The sequence below is a fragment of the Bradyrhizobium sp. USDA 4502 genome, assembly GCF_054063355.1.
In genome coordinates, this window is sequence record NZ_JBSSGF010000001.1 from 154,155 (window position 1) to 173,321 (window position 19,167).

Consider the following 19,167-nt stretch of genomic DNA (forward strand, 5'->3'; position numbering starts at 1 on the left):
CTTGATTATCCACTAGAAATTGTCGACAATTCAGCCGTGTATCGGACAAGGGATTGTCAAATCTAGTTTCTGCCACTTGGAGGCGGCGATGTGTAGATTTGCAGTGGATCTCATTGACTTCGAGAAATTGACCGCGGCGCAGAAGAAAGCACTCTTAAAGGACTTGCAGAAGCGCAGGGACGCCCTGCAAGCGCAGCTGGAGGGTGTCAATGAATCGCTAAAGGGTGTCAACCAAGCGCTCAAGACCGTCCAGAAAGGATCAAAGCGCCGTTAATGCCCGGGGCCATCAGCGCCCGACAAAACTGCAGTGGTCTGCTTGCTTCATTCATGCAGGGCTCCGTGGTCGGGGCGTCGGGCAGCGCTAAAACTTTGGCTTTCCGTTACGGAAAACGTGGTGGAGCGCTTGAGGAGTGAACGCGAAACGCAACTCATTTCGAGCCCAGTGTATTAAGCCCTAGTGACGTCATGCCGACCCCTTGGGACGGCAACGTCAAGATGAATTGGCAGCAGCTTTATGCATTGACGAGCGGCGATTATCTCTCATGGATCGTTCGTGCCTCGGCATCGACAGCATACAAGTTCGGATCCGACGTTTTGTCGTTTGCGCGCCTCTCGCCAGCTGGCAGAAAGTCTCGGAACATCAGGCGACCTCGTCCGCTGATATTGACGGCGGCGCAAAGATGCCGGTCCCACAGTCCTCCATCCCGCCGCCCGTGGGAAACCTATTGTGGAAGCCCGAGAAGAGGGAAGAACAATCGCAAGCCAAACTTGCCCGAAGGATGCCGGGCCGGCAAAAGGAGGTCGAAGCCGCAAACTGCAATCATGTAAATCTTGCGATTATTGACCCGCATTTCGGACGTGCTCATCGCACCTGCGAATCTTGCAGGCGCGACATCAAAGCAGGCAAATCTATACCTACGATATTGCAGATCTCCCGCGGTCTGGTAACGCCTGACGGACAGCAATGTTCGGAGCCCGATAGACACCTCCTGCTTCCGACAATAGACTCCTAATTAAAGACCGGTCAGATCCGATCAGGGCGAGCTTTTATGGCCGCAGACCGCGTGGAACGGCGACTGAGTGCTATTTTCGTGGCCGATGTGGCTGGCTACAGCCGCCTAATGGGTGCTGATGAGGAGGGCACGCACGCCCGGCTGAACGAGCATCTGTCCGCACTCATCTACCCCGAGATTGAAAAGCATGCCGGGCGCCTCATCAGAAGCGCCGGCGATGGAATCTTGGTGGAGTTCGCGAGCGTGGTTAGCGCGATGCGATGCGCCATCGCGATACAGCGTGGCATGATCACCCGAAACACCGATGTGCGAATGGAGCAAAGGATCGAGTTCCGCATCGGCATCAATGCCGGCGACATCATGATAGATGAGGGCGACATCTTCGGGGATGGGGTAAATGTCGCGGCTCGGCTCGAGGCGCTCTGCGAGCCGGGCGGCATCTGCGTGTCGAAACGCGTACGAGAGGATACGCAAGATAAGCTTGACGTCGAATTCGAGGATCGTGGCGAGCATCAACTGAAGAACATTGCCCGGCCGGTGCGGGTCTATCGCGTGTCATTCGGCAATGCTCCGCCGCGACCACCACTTACACTTCCCGAGAAGCCCTCGGTCGCTGTCCTGGCTTTTGAGAACATGAGTCGCGACCCGGAGCAAGAGTACTTCGCGGATGGAATCTCTGAAGACATTATCACCGAATTGTCTCGCTTCTCCGACTTGTTCGTAATCGCCCGCAATTCGAGCTTTCGATACAAGGGCAAAGCGGTTGATTTACGTCAGGTGGGTCAAGAGCTCGGCGTGCGCTACGTTCTGGAGGGCAGCGTTCGTCGGGGCAATGACCGGGTTCGGATCACGGCGCAATTGATTGATGCTGCAAGTGGCGTCCATCGCTGGGCCGAGCGGTATGATCAAAAGTTACAGGATGTATTTACGATCCAGGACGACGTCGCGCGGACGATCGCCGCAATTCTGGTCGCCCATGTGAACATGGCGGAAGCCGAACGTACCTTGCTCAAGCCGCCCGCGACTTGGCAGGCCTACGATCACTACATGCGTGCAGCTGCGGCTTGGATATCCTTCCAGTCCTCCTGGCAAATGGCAGAACTGTTGCGGACGCGAGGGCATCTCGCCGATTCGCTGGCCCTCGATCCGAACTATGCACGTTGCTATGCAATGCTGGCCAGCACTCACAGGGTGGCTTGGCTCAATCCCTTGAACGATGAATATTTGAGCCCCACTATCCTTGACCTGGCTATCAAATTGGCACGCACGGCGATTGCGCACAATCCGGGCTTGCCCGAAGCCTACGCTGAATTGGGCTACAACGTCATCCGCAAGCGTGACTTCGATGCAGCAACCGCCGCCGCCGAAAGAGCGCTGGCGCTAAACCCCAATTTCGCGGACTACCGCCTTGCGCAAATATTCTACTCGGTAGGGGACCCGGCCAGAGCTATTGCCATCGCCAAGTTGCAAATGCGCCTTGATCCATTCCATCCGCATTTTGCGCCGTTGATGGCTGGCGTAGCTCACTACCACCTCAAAGAGTATAACGATGCCCAACATTGGTTGGCTGAAGCGGTCGGACGGGCTCCCAATCACCAGTATGGCCACGCATTCCTGGCCGCGACATACGCTCAGCTGGGACGAACGGAAGATGCTCGTGCAGAGGCAAGCGAGGTTCTGCGCCTGAATCCAAGATACAGTATTGGCGGCACCCAGAAGCAAGTGTCCATTCTCAAACGCGCCGAAGACTTGGAGCACCTGGTTGACGGGCTACGAAAGGCCGGCCTTCCATTATAGTCGTTGGCGAATGGGTTGCGGCAAGCAGCCGCCATCTAGCGCCGTGGTCGCTCTGTCGCTCGCAGGTCTCCAACCGAATTCATTTGAGCTCCGGCCGGCCATTGCCAAATCCGCGGCAGAATCAGCCAAACCAACCAGGCGATCGAGCTCTTCGTGCGGCACATGAGGGCGGTTCTCGGCCTGTCCAACGAGAAGCGGGCCAACCGCCAGGATGTGCATTCGATCGGCCTGATGCCAACCGTCGCTTCCGACCAGTGTCGCGGCGGTCGTGGCGGTCAGGGATATTCTGCGAGCCGAAGCCCTAGAGCGGAGCTGAACGCAGGTAGACTTAGACTTTCATTTCGCTGGATCGAAGGCTTACCTCGAGAGATCATCGACACTTGATCGTACCATCCGCCAGTGCCCGCCTTATTTGTTCTGCCCGTTCCTTGGACAGCTTTTCGGCCAAGCTGTGGTCCCTTAAAAGCGCCGGCCCCTTGCGCTCCCGATCGTAAACCATCCAGCCGGAGGTCCCCATTCGAACGAGGAACCTAGACTGTTGCGGAGGTAATTCGTGGTTCAATAATTCCTCCTTCATTGCCTGCTACGTGCAAGTCGCGCCAGTGTCCCAGGGAAAGACGATACTCGTGTCAGGAAAATACGCTCCGCGCTTTATTCCTGAACCGAGACACTAAAATTCCCAGCAACGAACGTACTGCACGGCCCGTGCCACTGGCCGAGTCATATTCGATAGCGCGTTCGTGGTATCCCTGCAGATGGGCATGCAAACGCCTCGTGAAATTGATCACCTCTCCCGAGTCTAGCCGGCCCATGCATCCGGTGGCTGTGTCCTGTAGGCCGGCAGAACTGGTCCGGTGCTGACCGGATCGGCCCGGAAGAGTTGCCCGATCAGCTAGCCGAAGATTGTCGCTGCGATCCTCAATCCAGAGCGGCAGCAGGTCCGAAAAGCCTCGCCCTTCGCTCCCGCGAGCCTTGGTCTATGACTTGTCTCGTCATCAAGTGCGCGTGAGATGTGAGGCCGTTCACACGTGATGATTGCGAGATGACTTAGGCGGGCGTAGCAGCTTCGGTCTTGGAGACCATGATGTCATTAGTCAGCAACGAAAGCTGGTCGGGAACAGCTACAGCGTCGATGCTCGGCATTCTCATTGTCGTCGCGCTTGTCTTTGCACTCGTTGGTTATTTGGAGTGGTCCTCAAATGCCAATCTGAGCGAATTCATCAGCCGGACCGAGGTCGTGGCGGCTGCCTCAACTCCGATCCTACCGCTCAATGGACCAACAGCTTGCGAGCTCGGCAGGAGGTTGCCGGCGCTCTCCGTACCTCTCGAGTGAAGCCGTCGAGAAGATCGCGCAATCAATGGCCGAGACAGTACGCCGTCGCGCTTGAAGACAGCGTGGCGGCAATGCGCGATTGGAGGTCCACGGACGCGATTAAAGGCACAGGATATTATGGAGCCATAAATTTCGGATGGGCCATCGATTCTGATGCCGTCCGCCTTTAACAGCCTCACACACTGATCGCCGCCAGCCTTTCGCCATTTTTAGCCACGTGCGATCCGAGATTGCAATTTAATGTCTTTAACCAACCAGCCCGATTGGCGGTCTCCTCCTGAGGCCGACCATGATCCGAACCTTGGGGATCGCGGCGCTCGCGCTGCCGGGAGGGATCTCTGACCAACCACAAAAAGCTCTTCCGGCTCTATCGGGAAGAGAGGTTGACGGTGCGCCGCCGCGGTGGCCGCAAGCGGGCGATCGGGATCAGGCGCCGATGCTGGTTCCGATGACGCCGAACGACCCATGCGCTCGACTTTGTGTCGGATCAGCTGACCGACGGCCGCCGCCTCCGCAATGACCGTCGTCAATGATTGTACCCGTGAGTGCCTGGCGCTGGTGGCCATACCTCGCTCTCCGGCGTCCGTGTGGCGCGGGAACTGGACCGGCTGATGATCGAGCGCGGCAAGCGCAGGATGGTGGTCAGCGACTACGGCAGCGAACTCACCAGCAGCGCAATCGTGGTATGGGCCGATCAGAGCGGTGTCGAATGGCGGCACTACGTCGCGCCGGGCAAGCCCATGTAGAACGCCTTCATCCAGAGTGATAGACGGCCCCGCGGATGCAAGGGATTTCAGCGATACCGGTCGGGTGCGTTCATGTCCGGCCTGTTAGTGCGACCGAAGCCATGGCCGCTGGCCCTGATGGAGATCGCGGATCGAGGCCTCATCAACGGGTCGCGCTTGCTGCGCTTAAAGCTCTTCGGGCTTGCTCGATCCCCCAGCTCCGCCGCAGTCCATATGCTGTCATTTGCCCTCACACCATAAGGTGGCCAATATACGCGGAATGTCAGGCCGCGAGCTTAGGCCGATAGAATTCCCCGGTGGTCATCATCGCCCCAGGCGATCCGGGCCAACTGGTTGGCAACTGCGACAGCGACGACTATGGTCGCCGTCGTTCAAGCAGAGCTTCGATCCAGCCACGTCCGACCCGTGAGCGTGCCTTCGGATACTAAACGACGTTGCGAGCTCCGATGACAAGCAGGTGCTTGAGATAGGCGTCGCCCTGCTTTGTGATGCGGCCGAGCCGATCCTTCCCGCCGGCGGAATTCTGCTTAGGCGTCAGGCCAAGCCAGGCCGCAAACTCCCGCCCTGAGCGGAACATGGTTGGATCCGAAACGGTCGCGGCGATCGCTGTGGCCGTGATCGGGCCGATACCAGGGATTGACGAGAGCAACTTCGCCATCGGGGGCGTCCACGGGAGCTCCGGGAGCTCCCGCTCGATGGCTTCGACCTGCTGGTCCAATTCCTGTAGTTGAGTGACAAACCCAGGCAGTGCCATGCGGGCATTGGCTGGTAGAGTCAGTTCCTCGTCATCTAGCAGTGCCACCAGGCCATCCACCCTTTGCCGGCCTTGCCCAACAATGATCCCGAACTCAGCAAAGGGCGTTCGAATAGCGCAAGCCGCCATGGTGCGCTGCCGAACTAGTAGACCTCTCGCACGATGAAGCATCAGGAGGCCTTGGTTCTCGATGCTCTTGATCGGAACGAACGCATGTTGGGACGGGTGACCGCCTCGCAGACCGCGGCCGCGTCAGCCGCGTCGTTCTTAGCTCCCCGTCGCACATAAGGGTTGACGTAGGCCGTTCGTTTCCGAGAGATCCATGCTTTCTCCTGGCCAGAAAGAGCGAAGCCGAAGGATCCATTTCCTCAAGTATCCTCAAGCGTTTCGTCCTCGCTGTCGGTTTGAAGGATGGTTTGCGACAGGAGCACCGCGGCCCTTTGGAGTGGAGGAATGAACCGGTCAAGCTCTGCAAAGCTGACTCGCGCCGCGGGCACCGAGACGCCAAGACAGGCTATCAGCTCCCGGTCCGGAGAAACGATAGGGACCGCGCAGCCGACGACGCCTTTCACGTATTCCTCATTGGTCTTGGCCCACCCATGATGGCGCGTCTCCTCGAGAATCTTCAGAAGCGTCTCGCAATCGATGACGGTGTTATCAGTGTACTGGGTCAGAGCGAGTGAGCGGCATAACTTTTCACGCGCCCTCTTGGGTAATCGGCTCATGTAGATCTTTCCGGTCGAGGTGCAGTGAAGTGGAGCCGCCTCGCCGGGATTGAATTGAAGCCCCTGTGGTTGCGACACGCGTACACTGTCAACGTAAGTGACGAGGTTGTCGCGCACGACGCCGATCTCGCACTGTTCGCCGATCTCGCCAGCAACTGCGCGCAGCACCGCATGGCGCCGCGCCGTGCGAAAAGCCGCGCCGATGACTCTGGCGGACAGCATCACCAGCTGATTGCCTACCACGTAGCGCTTCGATCCAAGCGCTTTCTGAAGAAGGCCGCGTTCTTCCAGATTTCCGACAAGTCGATGCGCCGTCGGAACGGGTAACGAAAGGGCGTTCGCGATCTCAATGACCGAGACGGCCTTTGTCTGATTAGCGACATGGCCAACTATGGCGAACGCTCGGTCGAGGGGGCCAGCAGTCTTTTTTTGGTCGGCCAATCGCAATCTCCTTAGCCAACCAAATTATCATTTTTCGGAACTATTGCTACTGAAATATGAAAAATGGCTTGGACGAGGCGCTGGTTTGCTCATATCATTGGCGTCGCTGGTCGTTGATCGGTTTTTGTGCAATCCGCAGGCTCGGATTGGATGGCGATCAAGCCCAGGAAATTTGGGCAGTACGGGCGACGCGTTTGAAAGGGAGTGGGAATGTCTCGTCATTACGACGTGGAAGCTGTACGCAAGGAGTTCCCTGCAGCCGAAAGGATGGTCTACCTCGACTCCGGTTTTCAGGCGCCGCTCGCCCGTCCCGTAATGGCCGCCATCGAAACCTTTCTTCGTGAAGGCTTGGAGACCGCCGGACCGAAGAGCGTGTGGCTCGATCGCGTTGAGCAAACGCGTGCCAAAGTAGCCCGTTTCCTCGGGGTGTCGGCCGACGAAATTGCCTTCACGAAGAACACATCGGAAAGCATGAACATTGCGGCGAACGCGTTGCCTCTGCGGGCCGGTGATAGCGTTTTGATGATCCATGGCGATCATCCAAACAACACCTATGCTTTCCTCAATTTGAAGAAGAAGGGCGTCCGGATTGACTTCCTTCCCATGACGGATGTCGTAAATGCCGACGCTTTCCTTCCCCACATTGACGACACGACCCGCGCGATTTCGTTGTCGCACGTTACCTTCCACGCCGGACATCGCTTCGATATCGAGAGTATCGGCGCTCTCTGCGCGGACAAGAAGCTCTACTTCGTCGTCGACGTCATGCAGGCAATTGGGGTCGTTCCGATCGATGCGAAGGCCATCAAAGCAACCTTCGTGGGCTCCGGAAGTCACAAGGGATTGCTCGTCCCTCAAGGTCTCGGACTGCTCTATTGGGACCAGACGCAGAAGGAACTGGAGCCCGCCTATCTTGCCGCTGCCAGTTTGGCGGAGATTCCCCATGACCTTATCGCTCGTCCCGACCGCTTGGCGTCGTCTCCCACCGCGCGACGCTTCGAGTTAGGTAACTTCAACCTTCCTGCAATTCATGCGCTCGGAGCCTCGCTTGACATGATCGAGCAGATCGGGGTGAAGAACATTCAGAACCATTGCTTCGATTTAGGTAATCATCTGCTCGCCCAGCTTGACGAACTCGGCGTCGGTCTCATCGGTCCGCGTCAGCGGCAACATCGATCGCCTCACATCTACGTCGTCGGTCTTCCTGCGACAGAATGGCTCAGCTACTTCGAAGAGAATAGCGTGCGCGTTTCCCCCGAGCGTGACGGCATCCGTATATCGTTCGGCATGTTCAACACGATCGACGATGTGGATCGCTTAGTGCATCTCATTCGCCGACGGCTGCCAAAAAGTCATTCAAGGCTGCGTAGGAGCAGGCATGGGAGCAGTTGGAGGAAAAGCGCTGCCTGATCCAGCCAAAGCGCGAAGATAATGGCCTCTCGCTTGCCGATACGCTGAAGGAGAGGATCGTGCATTCAGCTGACGCGGTCGATTAGCACCGGCACAACGCGCACGATGAGCGACCATGCCGAGCGTGGTCGTCGTGCGCAACCCAATCGTGAGGTTCGCGATGTTCACAGTTCTTCTTGAAAAGACCGTGGATGGCCAGCGTTACATCGACTGGCTTGTTTCGGGTCTCGGTTGGACGTTGGCGCTTGCCTTATTCGGCTGGTGCATTGCATTCGCAATCGGAGTTATCGTCGGCATAGGTCGAACTGTGCAGAACCCCTTCTTCCGGGCCTTAGCTCGATTGTACGTTGAGATCTTCCGAAACATCCCCGTTCTCGTGCAGATGTTTCTCTGGTACTTCGTCCTGCCCGAGCTTCTTCCAACGACGATGGGCGACTGGATAAAGCAGATACCTCCGCCTTGGGGATCTTTCTTTCCGGCCTTGTGGTGTCTGGGCCTCTACACCGCCGCGCGCATCGCAGAACAGGTTCGTGCAGGCATCGAAGCCTTGCCCAATGGGCAAGGCGAAGCGGCCGCCGCACTCGGTCTAAGCGGTTATCTAACCTATCGCCATATCATCTTGCCGCAGGCACTTCGCCTTATCGTGCCAAGCCTGACAAGCGAGGTGATGGGCATCTACAAGAATACGTCCGTTGCTCTGACCATCGGCTTGATGGAGCTGACCGCTCAGGCGCGCCAAATCAGCGATGCTACGTTCCAAACCTTCACAGCATTCGGTGCCGCCACACTCATCTATCTTGCTTTGGCTTTGATCGCCTACCAGACGATGATGCTCATCGACAAAGCGGTGCGCATTCCCGGTACCGCACCGGGCAGGGAAGCCGTCAGGTCAGATTTTGACGATATGAAGCTGGAAAGCCCCCTGCCTGGCAGTATGGAGGTCGTGAAATGAGCAGCCTCGATTTCTCGATCATCATGCAGGCATGGCCTTATCTATGGTCAGGATTGCTGTTCTCGCTTTCCTTGACGGCAGCCGCCTTCGTGGTTGGGATGTGTCTTGGAACGCTCTTCGCCCTCGTGCAGCACTTTAAGCTCCGCATTCTGAGCCAGCTCGTCCGTAGCTATGTCGCCCTGATGCGATCGATTCCGCTCATTCTAGTCCTGTTTTGGTTCTTCTTCTTGGTGCCCATCGTTCTGGGGCACCTGTCAGGCAACGGTCGCCCGGTTCCAGTCGGTGCCACCTATACAGCGTTCATCACGTTCGGCCTGTTCGAAGCCGCCTACTATTCGGAAATCATCCGTGTCGGATTGCGCGCAGTGAACAAAGGACAATTCGAGGCTTGCCAGGCGCTCGCCCTGTCGACATTCGATACGTACCGTCATGTCGTCCTTCCGCAGGTGTTTCGGGTCGCAAGCCCGATCGTACTGAGTCAGACCATTATCCTGTTTCAGGATACGTCTCTTGTTTACGTTCTATCGCTCACTGATCTCCTTGGTGCGGCTTCGAAGCTTGCACAGCTCAATGGTCGTCTCGTCGAGATGTACCTCGCAGTGGCCGTTGTTTATCTCATCATAAGCTGCGCCGCGTCCCAATTCGTCGCCTCGCTCCGAAAGAAGTACGCGATCGCGGGCGCCCGCCGCTAATCAATCATAATCCGATGGCCCGTCATTCCCTGAGGCTACAACCTGGAGATCAGCATGCAGCAAGAGCGCACAGTTAGCCCAGCTGACCCGTTCCCGATGGTTGTCGTCGAGCACCTCGTCAAGCGGTTCGGCAGCTTCAATGCCCTGAGCGACCTCAACCTCAAAGTCGCAAAAGGAGAAAAGATTGTACTCTGCGGACCATCGGGTTCCGGGAAATCGACTCTCATCCGCTGCATCAATCATATCGAAAAGCACGATTCCGGACGTATAGTCGTCGATGGGATCGAACTGACAGGCCGGATTTGCGACATCAACAACGTTCGCTCTGAAGTCGGCATGGTCTTTCAGAGCTTTAACCTGTTTCCGCATCTCTCAGTGCTCGAAAATTGCATGCTGGCTCCGATGAAGGTCAGGGGCCTTGCTCAGCCTGAGGCGCATGAACGGTCGATGGCGCTGTTGAGGAAAGTCAGGATCCATGATCAGGCTAACAAATATCCCGCGCAGTTGTCGGGCGGCCAGCAGCAACGTGTCGCGATAGCCCGTGCCCTGTGCATGCAGCCCAAGATCATGCTCTTCGACGAGCCGACCTCTGCCCTCGATCCGGAAATGGTGAAGGAGGTGCTCGAAACCATAATTGAGCTCGCGCAGGATGGGATGACGATGGTCTGCGTCACGCACGAAATGGGTTTTGCGCGCGAAGTTGCGGATCGAGTGGTCTTCATGGATCGCGGCTCAATCGTGGAAGAGGGCGATCCGAATACCTTCTTTCGCGCGCCGAACACGGAACGTGCGAAGGCGTTCCTCAGTCAGATCATTCACTAGGCGAGTCTCATCGAACAAAGGAATTTCCATGTCCAGAGTGTTTGCACTGCGTTCCGCGACTGCGATCATCGTGCTTTCCGTCTCCGCGGCCCAGGCGGGGCCAACGCTCGACAGCATCAAGTCGAAAAAGGCGATCACCATTGGCTATCGCGAAGCGTCGATCCCCTTTTCCTACCTCGGCGGGGACCAGAAGCCCGTCGGTTTTTCCCTGGATCTGTGTGCGCACGTCGTCGATCGACTGAAGGCCGATCTCGGCACACCAGACCTTCAGATCAAGCTCACGCCGGTCAATTCGTCCAACCGTATCCCGCTTATCCAGAACGGCACAATCGATATTGAGTGCGGCGGCACGGCCAGTAGCAAGCAGCGTTTGGAACAGGTCTCATTCAGTGTTGCAACCTTCGCCAGCCAAACGGCTTGGCTCGCAAAGGTGTCGAGCGGGCTCAAGACGCCTAAAGATCTGAAAGGGAAGACCGTCGTTGTAACTCAGGGGTCCGATGCTCTCGGCATTGCCAAAGGCATTTCGCAGGATGACGGTCTCAACCTTACTATCGCGCAAGCCAAAGACCATGCCGAATCATTGCTATTACTGACCACCGGCCGTGCGGCGGCATGGGTGGAGGCCGACATTCTATTGGCCGGTATGAAGGCGGATTATTCGAACCCCGCTGACCTCGCCTTTCTAAAAGCCAACTACGGTACGATCTATTATTATGGTCTGATGTTCTCGAAAGATGATCCCGACTTTAAGAAGGTGGTCGACGACGTTCTCTCTAAGCTCATGGCTTCCGGCGAGTTCACGAAGATCTACGACAAATGGTTCATGGCTACGATCCCGCCAAAGAACATCAATCTCAACTTCCCCATGACCGACGCTCTCAAAGAGCGCGTTGCTCATCCTAGTGACGTCGTAAATAATTGATCTGACCAGCCGCGACCCTGAGGGCGCCGCCGGCCGACATCAGACGTACAGCGTGGTCTAACGCGAGCGACGATCGCGAATGCGAACCCAAGCGACTGTCTTTACCTAAAAGGAGGCCAAGATGAGTAGAGCTGCGATTGGCTGGGAGACAATGACGGACTCCGATCGACAAGTCGCACAATGGGTCGAGGAGACGCCGTTTGTCGATACCCACGAACATCTGATCGAGGAAAGCCAGCGCCTTTCCGGAGCAATCCATCCACGAACATTGCCATGCAACGACTGGGCCTATCTATTCAGATCCTATGCTGCCGAGGATCTGGTAGTTGCAGGGCTGCCAGCGACCGACCTACGAGCGTTTCTGGGGCCGGACCTTACGAGCCAGGAAAAATATCGGTTGATCGCGCCCTATTGGGAACGTATCCGCCACACCGGCTACGCCCAGGCGCTGCGCCATACGTTTCGTGGCATTTACGGTGAAGAGGACCTGACCGCCGAAAGCCTGCCCCGCATCGCCGAGAAATACCGTGAAACTGTTCAGCCAGGTTTTTACGCACGGATTCTGGAGCTGGCAAACATCAAAGGCTGTCACGTCAATTCGCTCCAGCGCATCTTTATGGAGACCGAGCAGCCAGGGCTGCTCGACCACGACATAAGCATTCTTCAATTGTGCCGGTGTAGTGCTGCTGACTTTGCGTGGGTGGAAGCCGAAACGGGCAGACGCCCGACCACGCTCGATGAATGGCTCGAGGTTATTGACTTTTATTTTGCAACATACGGCGCCAAAGCCGTGGCTGTAAAATCGCAAATTGCCTATTCGCGTGCTCTCGATTTCGAGCCGGTCACCAAAGCGCATGCCGCAAGACTATTCCCCCACCATGCCGACAGAATAGGCGCTTTGCACGCCCTGGGTCCTGAGGACCTCAAGGCGCTGCAAGACTATCTGTTCCGCTATTGCGTCGGCAAGGCTGGCGAGTACGGCTTGCCCGTCAAACTGCATACCGGCGTTTTGGCTGGCTACGGCGTGATGCAACTCGCCCGTACTCGCAGCAATGCCGCTGACGTCTGCCGTCTGCTGCAGGACTTTCCCGAAACCCGATTCGTGCTCATGCATATTGGCTACCCATATGAGCACGAGTTTATTGCATTGGCCAAACATTATCCTAACGCGGCGATTGACATGTGCTGGGCATGGATCATCAATCCGGTGGCGGGCGTTCGCTTCTTGAAGGAGTTTTTGATGGCGGTTCCGTCCAACAAGATCTTCACCTTCGGCGGCGACTATGTCGCTGTCGAGCCAATTTATGGCCATGCGTGCGTTGCGCGCCGTGGAATCGCACGAGCTCTCTCGCAATTGGTCGCCGAAGGCTGGATCGCGCTCGAGGACGCCCGCGGCCTCATTGACCGGATCATGCGCGGCAACGCGCTTCAGTTCTTTCAGGATGCGCATAGGGAGGATACGACGCAGCGGTGAGCGGCGGACAACCGCTCTTGAAAGTTCGTGGACGTCCCCGACCGTCAATGATGCGACGGTGGTGGGCGCGCCCAGCGCATCGAGTATGATTAAGCGGCCAGAGCCGCTTTCCCGTGATTGGCGCCTTGATGCACGGACAGTCAGGTAAGCAAAGAAGGCGGAGTCGACACCCATCGATCATGAGCGGCGACCCCTTGAAGCCCTGCCGGTCAAGCGCCGCGACCAGCTAATTGATGGCGAGTCCGTCAACCTCGAAACTTGGTCTGCCCGCTCCATCCTGACGAACTAAGAGCGGCAGTGCTCGAAGCTTTCGCAGCCCACTTCACGAACGGCATCGGCAGCAAGGGGAGTCCTGCATTTACATAGGAAGCAATTCGAGTTGGAGCGGAAATGCGGCCGGAATAGCTACGAGCGCCCACAAGCCGGCGCCTTATGATGAAGATTGCACGCCCGCAGCCAGTAGTTGCACGCGATTGACCCGTAAAGGGTGCGCGGAAAATCATCTATGTCCTCGTGCCATTGGACGCTTCTCTTCGCCCACGCATTGGATTTGGCGGTGAAGTTCACCTCAGGGCTGGAGCTGTTGTGAAATGCAATATGATCGGATAGGCGGTCGCATCCTCGAAATAGTGCAAAAGAACAATCGTCTGACGTCCGAGGTGATCGGCGAAACAGCGGGTATTCCGCAACCGCGTGTCAACGCCGATTGAAGAGGCTGCGCTCGGATGGCCGTCATCGAGGCCGATATCTCGATCGTTTCGCCGAAGGCCGTTGGAAGACCCGTCCAAATGCTTGTACTGGTGACAATCGAGCGGGGCCGTTTTGATATCATTGATAGGTTTAAGAAGGCGTCAAATCGGCCAGCTGAAGTCGTCAATGGCTTTTACGTCACCGGTGATGCTGACTTTATTCTATACGCTACCGCCGCCACGAAACCGGCGCCATGCTGGTCACATCGAACCGCAGCGTTGCCGAATGAGGCACCGTGTTCGCTGATCCGAGGTTGCTGTCGACTCTGGAGCTGCTCTTGCACCACAGCGACGTGATCAATATCCGCTGCAAACGGCTGCTGGCTGTGCGCCAAGCGAAAGAGCGGCCTCATTGGGGCCGGCCACTGATGGCAGTCCGCTGGCTCTGCCTCCCTCCGTCGCGTCAGCGGCGTGGCATTTCCAGAACCAAACAATTCGGAGAACGTCTTGCCAACTTGTGGCGGAAGAGGGAGAACAGCGCCTGCTACCAAATGATCCGCGGAGCCGAACTCACGCAGCGCGAGATAGCTCAGAAACTCGGCCGCACCGCTACCGCTGTTGGCTCGTGTTTTCTTGGCACGTCAGCGAATGCTCAGAAATCCACTTTGTCGCGTCATGCTCCGTGACAAACCCCTTGATGACTTCGGTTTCGCCGTCGGCCCACAGAATATCGATCCTCCAGCCGGAGCCGGGGTTTTTACAAGCCATGAAAGCTGGTCGTTGCTCGATCATTGCGTGACTATGCGCCGAGGGGGGCCAGGTTCAATCAGTAATCCTGCCTTACTTCGCTCTTTTTGGGCTTTCCCGGGCCTGTCGGCGCCGCTTTCCTGCTCGGCTGCTCTTCAAACAGCTGGCGGATCCGATTGATCCCCTTCATCGGCGGCAGCAAGAATATCCGCAGCGCTGAGCGAGGAGGCGCGCCTCTAGCTGTCCGATCGCAGGCTTGTCGCATGCATGCACTACGTGGCCTTTTGGGACCGCACTCGACCTGCCTCGGGGCGTCATCCCTCGATAATTAGGTGGCCGAGGAACGCATTGCAGGCACGTTCAGCTTCAGCGAATGCTCCGAAGGGCGATCCGGGAACCTGAGCCGCGGGCTTATTCAGAAAGTCTGGGCGATATGACGCAACAAAGCCCGGTTCTCCACGCAAGCCAGGTCCGCTTCGGCTCTCGTTGCTGATAACGAAATGGGTTCATTTCCGGTTCCGCGGTATCGCACCTTCTGTGAATTCCTCGGATCTTGACGAGGGGTCGCTTACGGCTGGCGAGCTCACCTTAAACTGGCGGCACCGTCGGCAGATTGCTGATTGCATCGCTGGCGCATTCGCCTTGGCTTTCGCCGCACTGCCACTGGAAGGGGCGATGACCAGCCGGCGGATTGCTCCGGCGCGGCCGAGCAAGTCGGCTTGGTTGCGCGCGCCGATAGTCGAGATTTTGTGGTGCATCATGGACCATGCGCGCTGTAACAGCCTCGCTCTCTATAGGCGGATGCGCGCCCCAATTTTTACGCCATGTGTTCTCGAGGGCATGAATTTTGATGTCATTGAAAAGACAAGCCGAGCAACTGCTTAGGACACTGGCTCGGCTCTAACCCGGACCATTAGGACGCTGATCGAAATCGCCAGGTCTAAGTCCAACGACAGGCATACCCCGGCAGCACTTCTCCGACTTGGTGGCGCGGTAGCCCGTTACTTCTTCTGCGGCTGGCGCATCTTCAATCTTCGCACCGTGGCCGGCTGCATCAGCTGCGTGCGGCGCAGCTGATGTGAGAGACCGATCTGATCGGAGACGAAAAAAGCGTGTCCGAGCGCCACGGAAATTTCCTACACTGCCTATGATCCCAGCAGAGGACGCCAAGCTTTGAGGTGCTGCGGCATGTATCCTCTTAGCGCTCGAGCGTCGCGCCAGTATCGGTGAGCGGTAAAAGGCTCGTTAGTGCGCGCCAAAGTCGCTCGTGGGGCACCCAATGGCCGAACCGGGCTGCCTCAAACGGCTAGTGCATCAAGCACCCACTGCTTCTCGAGCGGGGTAAGCCGATCGCGGCTGCTGCGCGCCTCCTGGATCAATCGCCGACGCAAACTGTCGATCGTATCGTTGCGCGCAAGGAAGCGCTCCGATATCTGTACCGGTACTCCCTGTTCGTCGAGGTTCTTGAGGACTTCCATTCGAAACCAGCGAGGCATCTCGGCAACAAACAGGCCGTAATTGGTTTTCGGCTGAATACGCTTGGCAAAGAGCTCAATCACCGAGAACAGTTGCGGCAACCCGTATTCGCAGGAGCGGAGAAAACGGAAAACGTTGTCCTGGCCGCGCGGGGCGCCACGATATGAGCTGCTGTGCCAGCGAAAGAACCCCCGCAACGTCCCGTGAGTACGCAAGTTTGTCAAATAGACAGCGAGCTGTGCCGCACTGCGAACACCAAATTCGTTCGCGTTCCGAACGCCGCAAATGATTCGACATACGGCGAGAATGTCATCGTATTTTGGTGATCCGCTCCAGTGCACGCGGGCCCCTTGACGCGACGCAATCTGGGTTTGCTGTTTGAGGGCTGCCGCATCTTCGAGGCCGACGGATGACGCAAGACGGAGCTCATCAGACGACAGTCCCATCGTGCGGGCGAGTTCCGCGACACGGTCGCTTATGGCAGGGGAGCTGTCCTCGTCGGAGATGTGAACGACGAGTTCGTCAGGTGCCTGGTCAAGATCGCCGAAGAGCGGGGGTTCAACCTCGATGGCTTCCTGGTCCGGTGGCGCGTGGAAAAGATACACGGCGCCGACGTGATGCTGACCGAGCCTGCCGGCGCGGCCGCGAATGTTCGAGAAGGTAAAAAAGTCGTAGTCCTTTCGGGCGATTTGCTTGTCGTAGATGAGCACGGACTTCGCCGCTGTATTCACTCCCTCGATCAGTGTCGAGGTGCAGATCAGGATCGGTAACTCGCCGCGGTTGAACATTCGAACGAATTGAGAGGCCAATGACCGCGGTATACGTCCATGGTGCACGGCTACGCCGGCGGCAACAGCTTCGCTCAGCTCCCAGCCCTCGCCAAAATTGTCGTCGATCCATGCCGACATGTCGCCAAGCTTTGCGAAACTGCTCTCTTGCGTGAGCGTGGTCGCAAGCTGATTTGCGCGGTCGGGCGAGGAAATGAAGACAAGCGATGGCCAATTGCTTGAGCTCTTGAGCTCCGCTGTCAAGCGCTCTTCCTTGTTCTTGATCCGGGTCAGATCGAACGTATCGACCGCGACCGTTGAGAAGCGCGTATGGAGGAACTCGAACTTCCAGCGGTTATCTGCCGAGTAGCGAACCGTCTCGATGTTGGGGCCGAGAAAGAAGAACTGCTTGGAGCGTCGCAAGAGTTGATAAACCGCTGCGTTCAATGTCGAGCTGCGGTCGTCCTGGCGGGTCGGGTCGAGCTTGTAGAACTCGTCCACGACTGCCAGATCGATTGTGCCCAAATCCTTGCGGTTGATCAGACGTTCCTGCGTGCCGAGGAAAATTACGCTTCCATCGGCAGGAGCCTCTTGCGAGTGATACATGATCAATGCGAACTTGCCGCCAAATCGTCGCTCTATTCTTCGGCGGAATTCGTCAAGCAGGGCGATGGTCGGGAGAACGATGGCGACCCGCTTATAGCGGCCGGTGGCGAGAAGAGCGTCAATCAACAGGCTCTTTCCAAAGCTCGTCGGCGCACTCAAGACGAGGTTGTTACCCGATAGAAGCGTGTTTAATGCCGCTATCTGTTCTCTATGGAACGTGATTCCATCCAGTTCATCGGAAGTGACTGCGTCCGCAACTGCCGCATCGCGGTAGTCCGCGGCGTCCTTGTCGATGTAGTTCCATAGTCCCACGGCGCGGGCCAAGGCGCTGAAGACCTCGCGGTAGGAAGCCAGCTCCGGCCTTGTTTCCAGGAGGTTCGCAAGGCGAGGGACCACGGTGAGAACACCGGGATCGTCGACATCAAGTGTTTGAATGTCCCGAGCGGTTTCCTGAAGGATGGAAAATACACGCTCCTTGAGCGCAGAACCGTGAAGGCCCTCGATCTCGTGCCACTGCTGTGGGGTAACTGTCATTGCAGCCCCTTCAACTTGTCATCGAATGCGGTGACAAAGCCATCCTTGTCGGCTAGCGGCACGTACAGCAGAACCATGCGTATGCTTTTGGTCAGCCCGGACCTGGCAAGTCGCGCGCTAATCGCCTCGAATTCCTTTTCGAGCGCGGCCTTATAGGCGTCGGTGATTTGCGTTGCACCGGCGCATGCCTTGCTGTTGGAGAGAATGCCGATGACGAACACTCCGCACGAAATGAATTTGTCGAGGCTCGTTTGAGGCTCGAAGAGCTCCATCAACTCATCGTACCGCGGCGTGGTTTTTGGTATTTGAGGCCCGAGAAGAAGCTTTTGCTCCTTCAGAAATCCTTGCTCCAGATGTTCCGTCACCGACTTCAGAGCCTCGGTGATGGCGTCCATGGTGTCCAAATATAGCTTTGACTCGCCGAGCCAAAGTTCAACCCCGCCGGCTTGAGGAAAGCGGGCGTGCACCATGTCGAATGCCTTCACCACGTCATTCGAGGCGCTCTTGTAAAAAACGCGGTTCGAAATTGGCGTGGTATTAAAATACTCACGGCAAATCGCGTGAAGCGCGATTTCGCCGGCTTCACCGCGCCTTGCGTACTTTTCGCTTGTGTAGACCCGAACAGCCGCCTGCTTCAGCTTCACATACATATTGGCATGCGTGATCGCGAGCTCATCTTCAGGCAAGGCATATTCGGGAAGCCACTCGAGCAGATGCTCCGCGAATGGAGTGCAGCGCCAGGCCTTCAGCTCGAAACCCGCACAACAGATGGCGTCGACGGGATTTGCGCCATCAAGAAAATAAAGCCTTTCGAGAAAGCGCTTGGGTTTAAAATTATATGCAGTCAAACCAAGGCACCCTTGCCCAGCAATCAAATATGTTCAAAAAGGTTGTGCGGATCTAACGGTCGCGTGCTGGGCGTGCCCCGCGACTTACGGCCTAGGGACGAGTAGAGATGTACGATGTCATAGGGCAGGTTTGCTTCGTTCTTCTATATAGTTGCGCAGCTTTTCGGCGTTCTGCCAGATGGTTCGTGATCCAGGTTCTTTTCGCTAAACTTATTCGCCCAGCCGACTCAGCCTGCGTGCGAATATCTGCGCTGCCTGCTGCCGCTCCGCAACGGCGCGGTGACGCTGAACGCGGCCCGACGGTTTAGACTAGGCAGTCGCGAACCCTACTGCGTTGGCTCAATCGAGCAGCCACAATTGCACGGATACGAGCCGATGGCCGAGCCACTCCAGCGGAGATCGATTGTGCCGAGACCCTT

Annotated in this window: 14 protein-coding genes and 2 pseudogenes; 11 read left to right on the forward strand and 5 right to left on the reverse strand. The window is 57.2% G+C overall.

The genetic code is table 11. From position 1 onward, the window contains the following. Positions 1 to 103 precede the first annotated feature (103 nt). The 4 genes and pseudogenes from ACVW1B_RS00710 to ACVW1B_RS00725 all read left to right on the forward strand — a co-directional run. On the forward strand, positions 104 to 274 hold the full coding sequence (locus tag ACVW1B_RS00710; RefSeq protein ID WP_156436445.1) for a hypothetical protein: 171 nt from the start codon (positions 104 to 106) through the stop codon (positions 272 to 274). 775 nt (positions 275 to 1,049) lie between these two features. Then, complete coding sequence (locus tag ACVW1B_RS00715) at positions 1,050 to 2,810, forward strand: adenylate/guanylate cyclase domain-containing protein (RefSeq protein ID WP_253603763.1); 1,761 nt, start codon at positions 1,050 to 1,052, stop codon at positions 2,808 to 2,810. Between the two features lie 1,084 nt (positions 2,811 to 3,894). Then, positions 3,895 to 4,143, forward strand: a complete 249-nt coding sequence (locus tag ACVW1B_RS00720) for a hypothetical protein (RefSeq protein ID WP_253636000.1) — start codon at positions 3,895 to 3,897, stop codon at positions 4,141 to 4,143. Between the two features lie 326 nt (positions 4,144 to 4,469). Then, a pseudogene (locus ACVW1B_RS00725) lies at positions 4,470 to 4,886 on the forward strand (DDE-type integrase/transposase/recombinase); the annotation flags it as partial. A 265-nt stretch (positions 4,887 to 5,151) separates the two neighbouring features. Here ACVW1B_RS00725 and ACVW1B_RS00730 read toward each other — a convergent pair. Both ACVW1B_RS00730 and ACVW1B_RS00735 read right to left on the reverse strand, forming a co-directional pair. Continuing rightward, positions 5,152 to 5,945 (reverse strand): annotated as a pseudogene (locus ACVW1B_RS00730) (IS110 family RNA-guided transposase); the annotation flags it as partial. A 66-nt stretch (positions 5,946 to 6,011) separates the two neighbouring features. Beyond that, positions 6,012 to 6,809, reverse strand: a complete 798-nt coding sequence (locus ACVW1B_RS00735) for an IclR family transcriptional regulator (RefSeq protein WP_069276422.1) — start codon at positions 6,807 to 6,809, stop codon at positions 6,012 to 6,014. Positions 6,810 to 7,019: 210 nt separating this feature from the next. Between ACVW1B_RS00735 and ACVW1B_RS00740 the strand changes: the two genes are divergently transcribed. The 7 genes from ACVW1B_RS00740 (at position 7,020) to ACVW1B_RS00770 (ending at position 13,791) form a co-directional block, all read left to right on the forward strand. Next, on the forward strand, positions 7,020 to 8,219 hold the full coding sequence (locus tag ACVW1B_RS00740) for an aminotransferase class V-fold PLP-dependent enzyme (RefSeq protein WP_253603757.1): 1,200 nt from the start codon (positions 7,020 to 7,022) through the stop codon (positions 8,217 to 8,219). 160 nt (positions 8,220 to 8,379) lie between these two features. Continuing rightward, complete coding sequence (locus ACVW1B_RS00745) at positions 8,380 to 9,171, forward strand: amino acid ABC transporter permease (RefSeq protein ID WP_092089606.1); 792 nt, start codon at positions 8,380 to 8,382, stop codon at positions 9,169 to 9,171. Beyond that, complete coding sequence (locus ACVW1B_RS00750; RefSeq protein ID WP_253603755.1) at positions 9,168 to 9,863, forward strand: amino acid ABC transporter permease; 696 nt, start codon at positions 9,168 to 9,170, stop codon at positions 9,861 to 9,863. The genes ACVW1B_RS00745 and ACVW1B_RS00750 overlap by 4 nt, the downstream gene beginning before the upstream one ends. A 54-nt stretch (positions 9,864 to 9,917) precedes the next feature. Beyond that, on the forward strand, positions 9,918 to 10,685 hold the full coding sequence (locus tag ACVW1B_RS00755; protein ID WP_069276425.1) for an amino acid ABC transporter ATP-binding protein: 768 nt from the start codon (positions 9,918 to 9,920) through the stop codon (positions 10,683 to 10,685). Between the two features lie 28 nt (positions 10,686 to 10,713). Beyond that, on the forward strand, positions 10,714 to 11,607 hold the full coding sequence (locus ACVW1B_RS00760; protein ID WP_092089599.1) for an amino acid ABC transporter substrate-binding protein: 894 nt from the start codon (positions 10,714 to 10,716) through the stop codon (positions 11,605 to 11,607). A 121-nt stretch (positions 11,608 to 11,728) separates the two neighbouring features. Beyond that, complete coding sequence (locus ACVW1B_RS00765; RefSeq protein ID WP_081334905.1) at positions 11,729 to 13,081, forward strand: amidohydrolase family protein; 1,353 nt, start codon at positions 11,729 to 11,731, stop codon at positions 13,079 to 13,081. A 590-nt stretch (positions 13,082 to 13,671) separates the two neighbouring features. Next, complete coding sequence (locus ACVW1B_RS00770) at positions 13,672 to 13,791, forward strand: winged helix-turn-helix transcriptional regulator (protein ID WP_375166999.1); 120 nt, start codon at positions 13,672 to 13,674, stop codon at positions 13,789 to 13,791. Positions 13,792 to 15,518: 1,727 nt separating this feature from the next. Here ACVW1B_RS00770 and ACVW1B_RS00775 read toward each other — a convergent pair. From ACVW1B_RS00775 to ACVW1B_RS00785, 3 genes are all read right to left on the reverse strand, one after another. Further along, on the reverse strand, positions 15,519 to 15,644 hold the full coding sequence (locus ACVW1B_RS00775; RefSeq protein ID WP_256558537.1) for a hypothetical protein: 126 nt from the start codon (positions 15,642 to 15,644) through the stop codon (positions 15,519 to 15,521). Positions 15,645 to 15,815: 171 nt separating this feature from the next. After that, entirely contained in the window at positions 15,816 to 17,900 is a 2,085-nt protein-coding gene (locus ACVW1B_RS00780) for a DEAD/DEAH box helicase (protein ID WP_253603753.1), read from the reverse strand. Beyond that, positions 17,897 to 18,748 carry a HamA C-terminal domain-containing protein gene (locus ACVW1B_RS00785; protein ID WP_069276431.1) on the reverse strand — a complete coding sequence of 284 codons (852 nt, stop codon included), beginning with the start codon at positions 18,746 to 18,748 and terminating at the stop codon, positions 17,897 to 17,899. Before ACVW1B_RS00785 ends, ACVW1B_RS00780 begins: the two co-directional genes overlap by 4 nt. Between the last annotated feature and the right edge of the window lie 419 nt (positions 18,749 to 19,167).